This is a genomic window from Bacillus pacificus, from assembly GCF_020861345.1.
GTDB classification, from domain to species: domain Bacteria; phylum Bacillota; class Bacilli; order Bacillales; family Bacillaceae_G; genus Bacillus_A; species Bacillus_A pacificus.
Map to the genome: position 1 here is coordinate 3,770,480 of NZ_CP086328.1, position 13,241 is coordinate 3,783,720.

17 protein-coding genes, 1 pseudogene and 1 riboswitch are annotated in these 13,241 nt (G+C 34.3%); of the genes and pseudogenes, 4 read left to right on the plus strand and 14 right to left on the minus strand.

The window, feature by feature from the left end; translation table 11 throughout:
* Positions 1 to 86: 86 nt before the first annotated feature.
* The 4 genes and pseudogenes from LMD38_RS19595 to LMD38_RS19610 form a co-directional block, all read right to left on the minus strand.
* Positions 87 to 851, minus strand: a pseudogene (locus LMD38_RS19595) (ribonucleoside-diphosphate reductase subunit alpha); the annotation flags it as partial.
* Entirely contained in the window at positions 838 to 1,197 is a 360-nt protein-coding gene (gene nrdI / locus LMD38_RS19600) for a class Ib ribonucleoside-diphosphate reductase assembly flavoprotein NrdI (RefSeq protein WP_000959450.1), read from the minus strand. The gene nrdI and the pseudogene LMD38_RS19595, both read right to left, overlap by 14 nt.
* 476 nt (positions 1,198 to 1,673) lie before the next feature.
* On the minus strand, positions 1,674 to 1,991 hold the full coding sequence (locus LMD38_RS19605) for a hypothetical protein (RefSeq protein WP_016716954.1): 318 nt from the start codon (positions 1,989 to 1,991) through the stop codon (positions 1,674 to 1,676).
* A 25-nt stretch (positions 1,992 to 2,016) separates the two neighbouring features.
* Complete coding sequence (locus LMD38_RS19610; protein ID WP_000356683.1) at positions 2,017 to 2,211, minus strand: hypothetical protein; 195 nt, start codon at positions 2,209 to 2,211, stop codon at positions 2,017 to 2,019.
* Between the two features lie 245 nt (positions 2,212 to 2,456).
* Between LMD38_RS19610 and LMD38_RS19615 the strand changes: the two genes are divergently transcribed.
* A complete protein-coding gene (locus LMD38_RS19615) occupies positions 2,457 to 3,035 on the plus strand; it encodes a GNAT family N-acetyltransferase (protein ID WP_062821861.1) in 579 nt (192 codons plus the stop codon).
* A gap of 33 nt (positions 3,036 to 3,068) precedes the next feature.
* On the opposite strand, the gene LMD38_RS19620 is transcribed toward LMD38_RS19615, so the two are convergent.
* Positions 3,069 to 3,671 (minus strand): hypothetical protein, encoded by a 603-nt coding sequence (locus tag LMD38_RS19620; RefSeq protein WP_062821862.1) that lies wholly within the window; start codon positions 3,669 to 3,671, stop codon positions 3,069 to 3,071.
* Positions 3,672 to 3,759: 88 nt separating this feature from the next.
* Positions 3,760 to 3,942, minus strand: coding sequence for a hypothetical protein (locus tag LMD38_RS19625; RefSeq protein WP_016716951.1), 183 nt, complete (start codon positions 3,940 to 3,942; stop codon positions 3,760 to 3,762).
* Positions 3,943 to 4,175: 233 nt separating this feature from the next.
* Here LMD38_RS19625 and LMD38_RS19630 point away from each other — a divergent pair, with 233 nt between their 5' ends.
* Positions 4,176 to 4,361, plus strand: coding sequence for a YkvS family protein (locus tag LMD38_RS19630; protein ID WP_001165081.1), 186 nt, complete (start codon positions 4,176 to 4,178; stop codon positions 4,359 to 4,361).
* A 55-nt stretch (positions 4,362 to 4,416) separates the two neighbouring features.
* Here the strand turns inward: LMD38_RS19630 and queF are convergent, their stop codons facing one another.
* The 4 genes from queF to queC are packed head-to-tail and all read right to left on the minus strand — an operon-like array spanning position 4,417 to position 6,795.
* The gene (queF, locus tag LMD38_RS19635; protein WP_000918895.1) at positions 4,417 to 4,914 is read right to left on the minus strand and encodes a preQ(1) synthase; all 498 of its coding nucleotides are present in this window, start codon (positions 4,912 to 4,914) and stop codon (positions 4,417 to 4,419) included.
* A gap of 18 nt (positions 4,915 to 4,932) precedes the next feature.
* Entirely contained in the window at positions 4,933 to 5,649 is a 717-nt protein-coding gene (gene queE, locus LMD38_RS19640) for a 7-carboxy-7-deazaguanine synthase QueE (protein WP_000036279.1), read from the minus strand.
* Positions 5,642 to 6,133 carry a 6-carboxytetrahydropterin synthase QueD gene (gene queD, locus LMD38_RS19645; RefSeq protein WP_000368418.1) on the minus strand — a complete coding sequence of 164 codons (492 nt, stop codon included), beginning with the start codon at positions 6,131 to 6,133 and terminating at the stop codon, positions 5,642 to 5,644. The genes queE and queD overlap by 8 nt, the downstream gene beginning before the upstream one ends.
* A complete protein-coding gene (gene queC, locus LMD38_RS19650) occupies positions 6,133 to 6,795 on the minus strand; it encodes a 7-cyano-7-deazaguanine synthase QueC (protein WP_000711596.1) in 663 nt (220 codons plus the stop codon). The genes queD and queC overlap by 1 nt, the downstream gene beginning before the upstream one ends.
* Positions 6,796 to 6,888: 93 nt before the next feature.
* A riboswitch (PreQ1 riboswitch) is annotated at positions 6,889 to 6,932 on the minus strand.
* Positions 6,933 to 7,139: 207 nt separating this feature from the next.
* Between queC and kinB the strand changes: the two genes are divergently transcribed.
* Positions 7,140 to 8,348 carry a sporulation sensor histidine kinase KinB gene (gene kinB, locus LMD38_RS19655; protein WP_048553797.1) on the plus strand — a complete coding sequence of 403 codons (1,209 nt, stop codon included), beginning with the start codon at positions 7,140 to 7,142 and terminating at the stop codon, positions 8,346 to 8,348.
* Between the two features lie 11 nt (positions 8,349 to 8,359).
* On the opposite strand, the gene LMD38_RS19660 is transcribed toward kinB, so the two are convergent.
* The 4 genes from LMD38_RS19660 to LMD38_RS19675 all read right to left on the minus strand — a co-directional run bounded on the left by LMD38_RS19660 (position 8,360) and on the right by LMD38_RS19675 (position 11,549).
* Entirely contained in the window at positions 8,360 to 8,476 is a 117-nt protein-coding gene (locus LMD38_RS19660; protein WP_000038254.1) for a DUF6254 family protein, read from the minus strand.
* A 99-nt stretch (positions 8,477 to 8,575) separates the two neighbouring features.
* A complete protein-coding gene (locus tag LMD38_RS19665) occupies positions 8,576 to 9,109 on the minus strand; it encodes a DinB family protein (RefSeq protein WP_228919932.1) in 534 nt (177 codons plus the stop codon).
* Between the two features lie 138 nt (positions 9,110 to 9,247).
* Positions 9,248 to 10,942 carry a M3 family oligoendopeptidase gene (locus LMD38_RS19670; protein ID WP_000008561.1) on the minus strand — a complete coding sequence of 565 codons (1,695 nt, stop codon included), beginning with the start codon at positions 10,940 to 10,942 and terminating at the stop codon, positions 9,248 to 9,250.
* A gap of 160 nt (positions 10,943 to 11,102) precedes the next feature.
* A complete protein-coding gene (locus LMD38_RS19675; RefSeq protein WP_000203340.1) occupies positions 11,103 to 11,549 on the minus strand; it encodes a MarR family winged helix-turn-helix transcriptional regulator in 447 nt (148 codons plus the stop codon).
* A 190-nt stretch (positions 11,550 to 11,739) separates the two neighbouring features.
* Between LMD38_RS19675 and LMD38_RS19680 the strand changes: the two genes are divergently transcribed.
* Entirely contained in the window at positions 11,740 to 13,236 is a 1,497-nt protein-coding gene (locus LMD38_RS19680) for a DUF3149 domain-containing protein (RefSeq protein ID WP_062821865.1), read from the plus strand.
* Positions 13,237 to 13,241 lie beyond the last annotated feature (5 nt).

A 13,241-nucleotide genomic window follows, 5' to 3' on the forward strand; every position in this document is an offset into this window, starting at 1 on the left:
TACCGTTAGCCGCTAATGCGACACCCTATTGGTTAGGTTCACAAGGTTTTCTCATACACATTACTGTATAGAGGGACTACCAATTAATCCAAGAATTCAATAATATCCCAATGGAAAATGTTTAAATATACTGCGCCAGCACCTTTTCGTTGGCCAAGCTGATTCGCATATGAAAACGAATCTTCAAGTAATTTCATAACAGGTACTACACCACTTGCAGCGTTGTCGATACCTTTAATTTGCTCACCGCGTGCGCGTAGCTTAGATAAGTTTAAAGCTACTCCACCACCGATTTTTGATAATTGCATTGCAGTATTAATGTTAAAGCCGATTGAATTTAAACTATCATCCATCTCTAACAAGAAACAAGACACCATTTCTCCTCTTCTGCTTCTTCCCGCATTTAAAAAGGTTGGTGTCGCTGGTTGGTAGTTTTGTTTGACAATCATGCTTGCGAATTGTTTTGCCTTCGCAACATCACCGCGTCCTAAGTATAATGACACAATTGCTACACGATCTTCATAGCTTTCTAAGTATTGTTTTTGATCATTTGTTTTTAACGCATAATCTTTGTAGAACTTAGATGCTGCCATATAAGATTGGAACTCGAAGTTTTCACCATAAGCGATGTTATATACCTCTTCTACTTCCTCCAAGTTATACTCGTCCAGAACGTTGTAATAGTAATCATGTTCTTTCATATACTCCATTCGCTCTGCCACGCTATTAAAATGAACGGTATTCTCTCTAGCTTCTTCCATAAAGACTTCTAATGCCTCTTTATCTTTATGAAGCTGATAAAAACCGTCCTGCATTTGCGTGATTTCATTATTCAGTTCAATGTGTCGCAATCTCCCGCACCCTTTCCTTAAAATATTCTACATCGTTATTTGTTCCTGATAACTCAAATTTTGATACAATAGGCACTTCATATTTAGCAGAAATTTTGTCAGCACTTGCACCGAACATGTCTCCCCAGTTACGATTGCCGCTTGCAGATACGCCTTTTAATTTTTCATTATTGCGCTCTAAAAATTCTAAAACACGTTCTGGTACATTGCCAAAACCTGTTGTATACGTAATTAAAATAAAGTCTTCATCTATTACTAGATCTTCACCAATTTGAACGGCCGGCATATTTAATTTGTGGATGAAACGCTTCACGTTTCCTGTCATAGAATCATATGCAACTAACATTTCCGACCCTCCCTTTTCAATCTATACTCTCTGTATGTTGTTTCTTGATTTCTCTATATATTGTATTACGTTTCAAAATAAGACACAAGATATATGTATAAATTCTTTCTTTTTTTAACTTTTACTTTTCGACAAGACCGTCGATTTTTTTCAATACAATGACTATGAAACAACATTCTAAAACTCATGTCAATAAAGTGCTTTTCAAAAAAGTTGTCAACGAATTTAACCTTATTTTAAAAAAAGTTAACAATATATTTTGTCATAAAACGGCAAATGCTGGAGGAATATATTTCTCCAGCATCACGCAAAAAAGAACAGACATGAAACGATAATCTGTTCTAAAAAACGATTACATTTATCAACTTTGCTTTATTCAATATTATACATATACTTTCAGTTCGCGTTACATACTAAAAGATAACTATTATAGAAAAAGATTATCATTATGGAAATTCAACTTATTTATGAAAAGATTATTCAGAGTGCTCAATACGCAAAATATCTTTTACAAATATATGATGTGGATTTTCATCTTTATCAATCATTGTACATACAGGAGCTTCTTCATCAAAGTACACAATCATTCCTTCAACGTACTGATATGTATGTTGAACTTGTACAGTTACTTTAATTTCTACAGCCTCTTCATATGCTCTTTTTATTTTCTGAAGCATTTTTGCCGAACACTTTCGTTTCTCTGGATATATGACCATCCCCATAAATCGATTTCCGGCTCTATCTTTCCACATATAATCCCAATGCGGTAATATGCCTTGTTTAAAATCGCCCATAAGTCTCCTCCCTATATTCTTTTAGTTACGAACGTGGCGTTTCTGAATATGTATAAATGACCTGTCCGCCGCGCTGTGCGTTACCAATGAAATGTTTAAAGTCTTCTCGATTTACTAAAACTTCTCTGAACGTATAAAATACATCTTTCGTAACAACATACTCCTTTATTTCACCATTTTTCAGCTGATCCAAAATTGTATTTGCTAATTCTTTATCCATGTATTTCACCTCTATGCAATATTTTATTTTATCTTATATTCTATAGGTCAACAACTGTAAAATTATCCAGATGCTATACCTTCATTTCATTTTCATTATTTTTCAAAAAAGATATCGTTAGTAGATGTCCACTAAATATCATATACTAACATAGCTACTTCTCTATATCAATCATTTCATCATTCCATTATGCAAAGTTCCATACCACTATGCTACAATATATAAATAGAACTAGGAGGGATACTATGATTCGGAAAGCAAAAAAGACAGATGCGAAACTGGTAGCACCTTTATTGTATAACGCTCTGCACGAAATTGCTGAAAAAATCACAGGTAGCACAGTTGAGACAGAAGTATTACTAGGACTTGAAACATGGTTCTCAAAAGAGAGAAATCGACTGAGCTATGAAAACTGTTTTGTATATGAGCAAGACGGGGGTGCAGTTGGAGTTATTGTCGCTTATCATGGTAGTGAAGCAACAAAGCTTGATGCACCAATTGTACATCACTTAAGAGAATTACATAAAGATGAATCGATTACGTTAGAAAAAGAAGCCGAGCTTGATGAATATTACATTGATACTTTATCCGTTTCAAGTGCATATGGCGGAAAAGGAATTGGTTCTAAATTAATTGAAGCTGCTGAAATACATGCAACTGAAAAGGAGTATGAAAAAATCGCATTACTTGTTAATTTAGAAAACAAACGCGCTTATTCACTATACGAAAAACTAGGTTATAAAAAAGATCAAATCGTCATGCTTGTAGGCGAACCTTATGCACATCTCATAAAGCCATTAAACATCAAAATTTCTATATCTTAAAAAAAGCACACGATTTATATAAATCGTGTGCTTTTATGTTAAATTCGTATTCAATACATTTCCATTCATCGCCTCATGAAACGTATATGTTGTACATCCCCATGGCTCTCTGTGCAAAATAGGAGAACCAGACCATCCCATCGCTCTCAGTTCGGCACCAATCATTACATTCACATAATTATGACCTACAAGAGCAATACTTCCATGTACGAGAGCATAACGATGTAATAAGTAAGCCGCTTGTCTTGCCCTCTCTCTTACTTCCTTATAAGACTCCACATCTTTATGGTAACCAAGTATCCATACTGTTCGTCCGATAAACATCCATACGTTAGGTTTACACTTCAACCATTTTGGAGCATAAAAACTCGTCGGAACTTCTGCTTCCCTAAATAGAGTATTTTGCATAAAAGATAAAGAATCCGTTAATTCAGCTGCTGACTGTACAGCACACCTTTGATCACTCGTTACAATCAATTTTGCCGCTTCAACCGCTTCCCTTGTTTCCGTTGGTATAGGTGCTTTTTCTGTTATAGTATGTAAGTCATATCCTTTCATCCATTCACGAAAGAATGTAACCGTCATTGGTTCTATAGTACGGTCTAAGCGACCATGACGAATAAAAGAAATCTTCATTCTTTCCACTCTCCATTCATCACTTACGAACTCTATTATGTACTATTTTTACATATCATACCACGCAAAAAAAGAAAGTTATACACCTTTACATATCCACGCCACTCTCATTTGTGACCCCAGCATGTATCCCATCCATCCCATCAAAATATGTAGTCGTTTCATGATGACGGATCTTTTTTAAATGTATATAAGAAAATACAAATAAAATTAATGCTATAACACTCCCCACAAATTCAAACATCATTTTACCGCCTCTAATTTCTCCCACTTTAGTAGGTTATTGTATATTTTTATTATACCCCTATATAAAGATATCTGCATTTAAACCCTTCTTTTTTTCTAATAACATGACATTCTTGCATATTTTCTTACAAAAAGTGAATGTTTTTCGAATTTTTACTTTGGAAACATTTACAAAATGGACAATATGGTTCAAAATAGGAAGAAATAAAAAACCAAAATTATTCTTTTTTGGGAAAACTGTAACAAGGAGAGTTGCTTATGCAGATCGCAGAAACTGGAGATATCATTGAATTTAAAGGTGGAATGCAAGGCCGTGTTCAAAAAGTAAATCAAAACTCCGTTATTGTAGATATAACAATTATGGAGAATTTTAGAGAACTAGATATGGAACCTCTTACAGTTGTTAGTCATAAAAACTATACTGTCATTAATCAAAATGCATAATATAATAGAAAGAAAGGATCTGTATGTTATACAGATCCTTTCTTTCTATTATATATTAACGATTATCAATTGTTTCTGGATATAAATCATGGTTCATCATGCGGTAGTCAGCCATTTGTTCATACTTCGTTCCTGGGCGACCGTAGTTGCAGTAAGGATCAATGGAAATCCCTCCACGTGGTGTGAATTTACCCCATACCTCGATGTAACGTGGATCCATTAATTTAATTAAGTCATTCATAATAACGTTCATACAATCTTCGTGGAAGTCACCATGATTTCGGAAACTAAATAAATATAGTTTTAAAGATTTACTCTCTACCATTCTTTGTTCTGGAATGTAGCTAATATAAATTGTTGCAAAATCCGGTTGGCCTGTTTTCGGACATAAGCTTGTAAATTCAGGGCAATTGAATTTAACAAAGTAATCACGGTTTGGATGATTATTATCAAAAACCTCTAAAATTTCTGGGCTATATTCAAATAAATATTTTGTATTTTGATTTCCTAACAATGTTACATCTTTTAAATCTTCATCTAATCTTCCTGCCATTTTAAACATCCCTTCTCATTATACTCCGCGTTTATTTCCCCATACTAACGCATGAAGCTGCGGCAATACTTTTGCATTATTCATTTCTTTACGATTAACTGCTTTTTCAATTAACCACTCATACTTATCTAATAGCTTTTTAATCAACATCGCATCATCCACAGTTTTTGTATCATCATTTCCTACTTGTAAGAAAAATGGTACATGTGGATAACGTTCGTGCATCTTAACTGCATACTCGAAATCATAATCGTCAAATACTACTACCTTTAAACTAATATCTTTTCCTGCTAGTTTCTGAATCATAGCATCTAACTTCTGAAAATCAGTTTTCATTGTCGAACTTGGTGGTTTTGGAGAAATCGTTATCTCATCAATTTGAAGTAACCAATCTTGCCATTTACTCCCTTGCGTTTCGATTGCTGTTCGCATTCCATTCTCTTTTAATATAGAAAGAAGAAACTCAATATTTTTCAGCAATGCCGGATTTCCACCTGAAATCGTAACATGAGAAAAATTTTCGCCGCCAATTTCTACAAGCTCATTCCAAACGTCTTCCGCTGTCATCTGTCTAATTTGATCTTTAGCAGATCCATCCCACGTAAAAGCTGAATCACACCAAGCACAGCTATAATCACAGCCAGCTGTACGGATAAACATCGTCTTTTGTCCTACAACCATTCCTTCACCTTGAATAGTCGGACCAAATATTTCTAAGACAGGGATTTTACTCATCTAGCATCCACTCCCGTCTTACTTCCGCATAACTAGTTGGAGTCTCAAACAGCCGAACAAATTCAACACGAGCTCCTTTATATTCGTTCGCACGATTATCTTTTGTTAACGCTTCTGCCATCTTTTCATAAATCCAAACGACCATATTTTCAGCAGTTGTATTCATCGCTGGTAACGTTTCGTTTAAATAACGATGGTCTAAATAAATTTCTATTTCATTCTTCCAAATTTCTTTTATATCTCCAAAGTCAATTGCAAGACCGATTTCATTTACATATCCACTAATCCCAAATACAACTTTATATGTGTGACCATGTAAGTTTTTACATTTCCCTTCATAACAGTGTAAATGGTGTGCTGCATCAAATGTAAATTCCTTGCTGACCATTACTCTTTTATTATGATATTTAAGCTGTTTACGCTGAATATCCTTGTCCATTTTTTGCAAACTTTCTACAATGCGAAATCCAAAGAAATTATCCATTAGTTACTCGCCCCTTCGCGTTCTTGTAGGTACGTATCTAATCCTGCTTTACGAAGTTGACATGCTGGACATTCACCGCAACCATCACCAATGATTCCGTTATAACATGTTAATGTTTTTTCTCGAACAAACTCGAATGCTCCAAGTTCATCTGATAATTTCCATGTTTCCGCTTTATCAATCCACATAAGTGGTGTATGAATCACAAACGGATAATCCATGGATAAATTTAAAGTAACGTTTAACGATTTCACAAACACGTCACGGCAATCTGGATAACCACTAAAATCAGTTTCACATACACCCGTTACAATATGACGTGCTCCAACTTGTTTTGCTAATACAGCAGCAAATGACAAGAATAGTAAATTTCGTCCATCTACAAACGTTGATGGTAATTCACCTTCTTCATGTGTAATCTCCATATCCGTTCTCGTTAACGCATTTGGAGCAAGTTGATTTAATAGACTCATATCTAGTACCGTATGTTTAATTCCTAGCTCTTTTGCAATTTCCGCTGCACAATCAATTTCTAGCTTATGACGTTGATTGTAATTAAACGTTACAGCCTCTACTTCTGCAAACTGCTCTATTGCCCAAAATAAACATGTCGTACTATCTTGTCCTCCACTAAAAACAACAACTGCCTTTTCTTTTTTCATTTCACTCATTCTCCTTCTCTACTACGAATAAGAAGAAAGAACGTTCTTGAACTGTCACAATAAAAAAACAAAACAATACCTAAAGATATTGTTGTTTCCATAGTTTTTTATAGAGGGAGTTCGCGAACCTCTCCCGTGCATTACACGGAATTCCTTCTTTCATTGACAAAGCTTATTGTAACATATTGTATACTACCAGAAAAAATTTCTGATTTTTCCGCTATTTCTCATTTCATTTCTTTCATTTTATAGTATGATTAATCTAATGTGAGAAGAGAGGAGGCACTCCGCTGAAACCCTTTATTATTTATCTCTTTTTAAATATATTATTCATCCTTGTTACAATGCTCGTATACCATTTATTTTGGAATCAAAAAGGGAAACGTTCTCCTAAATTAAATTCAACTATATTTATTACATTATGTTGCCTCGCTACCATACTATGTATTACTTTCGGAGCAAAAACAAATTATGGATTTCAATTTGATATGCGTCATATCGTATTAATTGTCGGTACATTAACAGGAGGTCCTATTGCCGGTGGATCTATATTAGTTGTACTAAATATATACCGCTTCTTATTAGGAGGAATAGGTGTTTTCCCATCGCTTATCGGTTCTATCCTTCTATTTATTGTCCTACTATTTACATATAAAGTTTTCAATCGAACCTCTAATCGTATAAAAGTAGCACTTGCTATTATCTACAGTCTCACATACGGATTGAGTTGGATACCTTTCTTCCTTTCAAAGGTTACAAATAAGACTGATTATATACCACATATTATTGTGTATGAGTTATGTACGATACTTGGCACGATACTTATTTTATATTTACTACACATATTACAAACTCAAGTTCGTCTTCAAAACGAACTTATGAATGCTGAAAAGTTTCATTTAATTGGCGAAATGGCAGCATCCATCTCTCATGAGATTCGCAATCCGTTAACTTCAACAAAAGGATTTTTACAACTTTTGCAGTCAGATACATGCACTGAGCAAGAGCGAAAATTATATATTGACATAGCCATCAACGGAATCGAACAAGCAAATCACGTTCTTACAGATTATTTAACCTTTGCAAAACCAAGTATTGAAAAAGAACAAACATTACAGTTAGAAGAAGAACTACTGCATGCATTATCGTTAATTACACCGCTTGCTAATTTAACAAATGTGCGTACACATTATATAAAGCAAAGTACTTCTTTTTTTATCGCGGGAGAAAAGCAAAAACTAAATCAATGTTTGTTAAATATTTTAAAAAACTGCATTGAGGCCATGCCAAAAGGCGGTGATCTTTATTTCACATTAGTTCCTGATCATAAGCATATTCAATTATATATAAAAGATACAGGAGTTGGCATGGATCAAGAACAAGTAAAACGCCTTGGATCCCCTTTCTACTCAACAAAAGAAAAAGGCACTGGTCTTGGAATGATGGTCGTATTCAGTGTTGTGCAAGCTATGAACGGAAAAATTGATATTATAAGTGAAAAAGGTACAGGTACAACTTTCTTATTAACTTTTCCACTCATACAAAAAACGTGATGAAATACTCATCACGTTTTTTCTGTTCCTTCAACTAATTCAGCAAAAGCTTTCACTTTGCCATGTGGTTTTTGATTTTCTTTACGTGCTTTCCATGCGCGCTCTTCTTCTTTCTTTTTCTTGGACATACTTTTCAACTCCTTCTTATCTTTCTTTCTGTAGTATTCCAAAATAAGAAGAAAAACTATGCACATACGAAAAAGAAGTGGTCTCCCACTTCCTTCTAATTATCGCTGTAAAATTGCGTGTTTCGCCTCTTTTAACTGCGTAAGATGTCTTTGTTCATGCAAATCAAGAAATTGAACCCACTGATACAAATTCAAATCATTAAAAACAGGATGCTTTAATCCATTTTCAAATAGATCTTTTTCATCTAAAACACTATGAAGCGTGTGTAATAGTTCTTGTCGTGAATGTTCTAGTAATTGAATTCCTTGCTGTTTTTTCATTAGCGTTTCTGTTGGTTTCATTTGCTGAGGAGCTTCTCGTTTATATGTGCGATCCAGCGTAAGTTGGAGGTCTTTAAATGGAGTCGTGTTTCTTTCGTTTTTTTGTAAAGCATATGCAAGGGCAGACGTGACAGATTGTTCAACTAAATGCAAGTGATGCAAAATTTGAATAATACTCCATTTATCACGACGTGGCTTTACATTCACTTCTGTATCATTTAACATTTCAATTTCTGATAATAGCGTGCTTCGGGTAGACTGTAATGAGTTCACCAAACTTTCTAAACTCACATCCATATTAGATTGAAGCATACTTCTTTCCCCCCTTTTGTTGGTGAAAAGAGGTGCTCCTTATTAGAAACACCTCTTTAGTATTCTGAATTTTCTTTTATTATCTCATCATTTTCTCGTTATGTCGATGTTAAACATGTGAAAAAAAGCGCATGTTTTTTACAATTTTGTGTCGTCAATTGCTTGTAGCCATGCTTCAATTTCTGTAATAACACTTTTCACACAGCCTTCAGCAAATGGTGATGTTAAATTTGCAACTTCTACTAGTTCCAAGAATGATTTACTTCCACCTTGTTGGCACAGATTCACATAATCTTCCCACGCCTCTTGTCTATTATCTCTTGCACGTTTCCAAAATTGCAGTGCGCAAATTTGTGCTAACGTGTAGTCAATATAGTAGAACGGGGAGCTATAAATATGCCCTTGACGTTGCCAGAATCCACCGCGCTCTAAATAATCATTATCTTCATAATCACGATGCGGTAAATACTTTTTCTCTATATTACGCCATGCTGTCTTGCGCTCTTCTGGTGATGCTTCAGGATTTTCATATACATAATGTTGATATTCATCAACAGATACACCATACGGTAAAAACAGAAGTGCTGAACTTAAGTGAGAGAAATAATATTTATCTGCATCTTCTTCAAAGAATAACTTCATCCATGGCCATGTGAAGAATTCCATACTCATAGAGTGAATTTCACACGCTTCATATGTTGGCCAATTATATTCTGGAATTTCAAATTTACGACTTTCATATACTTGAAAAGCATGGCCTGCTTCATGTGTTAATACGTCAATATCACCAGACGTTCCGTTAAAATTCGAGAAGATAAACGGCGCTTTATAATTCTCAATATATGTACAATATCCACCGCCAGCTTTTCCTTTTTTCGCAACTAAATCTAATAAATCATTATCTAACATGAAATTGAAAAATTCATCTGTTTCAGCCGATAACTCTTTATACATCGTTTTTCCATGATTAACAATCCAATCCGCATCTCCTTTTGGAGTTGGGTTACCTGTTGGAAATTCAAAGTTTTCGTCGTAGTACGCTAACTTCTCTACACCGATACGCGCTTGTTGACGTTTTCTTAATTCCGTTGTAACGGGAACGATATAATCTAGCACTTGCTGACGATAATTCGCTACCATTTCCGCATTATAATCTGTACGGTACATTCTTGCATATCCAAGTTCAACAAAGTTTTTGAAACCTAAAGATTTGGCGATTTTCGTTCTCACTTTAACAAGCTCGTCATAAATACGATCTAACTCTTCTTCATTCTCAGCTAAAAATCCGTAATACGCCTCACTTGCTGCTTTACGTTCACTTCTCTCTTTCCCTTGCATAAATGGAATAAGCTGTGATAACGTTCTTTCTTCTCCTGCAAAATCAATTTTTGCAGATGCTAATAACTGTGTATATTGTGAAGACAATTTATTCTCTAATTGTAAATCCTTCACGACTTCATCAGAATATGTTTTTAAATCACACTCCGCAAGAGCAAATAATTGCTTCCCATAATACGCTTCTAATTCTTCACGGAATGGAGAATGAATTAACGCATTATAATACTTTGTACCATATCCTTGTACAACTGGAGAGAATTCATCAAAGAAATCTTGCTCTTCCTTATAAAAAGCATCTGTTGTATCAACAGAATGACGAATGTAACAAAGATTCCCCATTGTACCAAAATCGTTACGAATTTCGTTAATTGAATGAATGACTTGTTTTTGTTCCTCTACAGTTTTTGCGTTATCAAACTTCTCTAAAGCAGCTGTAAACTTCTCTTTTAATTCTTCAATATTTGGCCTTTTATATTCATAGTCTTTAAATGACATGAACGAGCCTCCTCTCCATTATATGCATCCTTACTATAATTCAATGCTTACTTCCAAATCTCCTCTTATTCTTCAACAAAATATGGCATATACTGCCATCATTACATGTAAACAAAAAAGCTTTGGATTTCTTTATCCAAAGCTCCTTTGGAACATATTATTACTTTTCATACTTTCCAATCTTTTTTAATAGATCAAGTAATTCGTCCTTTTCCTCTTTCGTTAACATTTCAAAAGACTGATGAATAACTTGCTCATGCCCTGGAAAAATAGAAGCAATAAAGTTCTCTCCAGATTCAGTTAATTGTGCATAAATAACACGTCTGTCATTCGGACACGGAATTCTTTTTACTAGTCCCTTTTTCTCTAACTTATCTACAACATATGTAATGCTGCCACTAGCTATTAAAATACGCTCACCAATTTGCTGAAGTGGTTGACCGCCTTTATGATATAGCAGTTCTAATACAGCAAACTCAGTTGGATTTAAACCGTTACTTTGTATAGACTTATTTGTAGTATCCATAACAGAACGATGTACACGAGATAATGCAATAAATACTTTTAAAGATTGAGAAATATCTTCTCGTTCATTATTTGATGTCATACAACTTTCAACCCTTCACTTAAATTCTCAGTAATAAAAAGAACAAAATAGTACTTCATATAAATTCCGAATGAGTATTCACTCATTCATTACCTCTCCCCAAATATATTATGAATGATTCTTGAATAAAAACATGACAATTTTAACATAGTTTATATATAATGATAATAAAAAAGAAGGAGTACCAAATTTGAAATTCAAATTCCACAGCATAGTTATATATATATTGCTTGTTATCCTACCAACAATAGGGATTGGTGCTACATTTTATTCATATCATTCGTATAAAATGAAACAAGAAAATAAACAAGTTGCCCATACGGTTCTCTTTTTATATAGAGACTATTTAGATCACCACCTTGGCGAAGCAATTTCTGCCCTAGAAATGCTCGCAAAGGTCGTAGGAACCGAGACTGGAAATATTAATGGAATGAAAGAAATTGTACATGATACGGATGGAAACGATGCACATTTTTCTGGTCTATATTACGCTACACCAGAAGGTATCATTACAATCGCATCGGAAGGTGACCGACCACCTGTTGATGTCTCAGATCGTAAATATATTCAAAACGCATTACAAACTAAGAAAACAACTGTATCATCCGTCATTACAGATCGTGTTCTTGGCCATCAAGCTATTATGATTGCTTCCCCCATTTTCAATAAACAGAAGGAGCTCTCAGGCTTATTGTTAGCAAGTTTACGCTTTGACTACATTTCATCATCTTTAAATGCCATTAAGCCACAATACCATTTTGAAGTAACTGATAAGTATAATGTAGTTTTTCTAAACGATGATAATAACGAAACAAGTGATGCTCATTCTAATATGCTTACTACTCCACTCCAAAGATTAGATTGGAAAGTCTCTGTTTCTCCGTTACCTATTCATCAAAAAACTTTAAACCAGTGGGTTGCCATAGAATGTATAGCTACTTTATTTTTAATGTCAATTTTATTTTTACTCGCTCAATATATGTTGTTAAAACGACAAACAAAACTGGAAAGACAACAAAATGAACTACAAAAAATTGAATTAGTTGGAACTTTTGCAGCTAGTACAGCCCACGAAATCCGTAATCCACTTACCGGAATTAAAGGGCTCGTCGCTCTATTAAAAGAGAAATATAAAGCTGAACAAGATCAGTTCTATTTTTCCATCATCGAACAAGAAATAGAACGAATTAATGAAATTGTAAGTGAATTTCTTATTCTTGGAAAGCCAACTGCAATCATCGAACAAACATATGATGTGAGAACCATTCTAAATGAGGTAGCATTAATTATTCAATCTGAGGCGAATCTACATAATATTGTATTCCATTTACATTTGCCAGACCGTCCTGTTCATATCCGGTGCTCAAAAGACCATATGAAACAAGTGGTTTTAAACATTACAAAAAATGCAATTGAAGCTATGACTTCTGGCGATACACTAACTATTTTCGTAACAAACAATGAAACACACGCACAATTGCAAATTATAGATACTGGAAAAGGGATTCCAAAACATATTCAAAAACACCTCTTTCATCCGTTCTTTACTAATAAAGATACTGGAACAGGTCTTGGACTTGTCATATGTAAACGAATTATAGAGATGTACAACGGGCATATTTTTATTAACAGTATAGAAAACGAAGGAACGACAGTTCATATCGAAATTCCGTTACACATAGTATAATTATC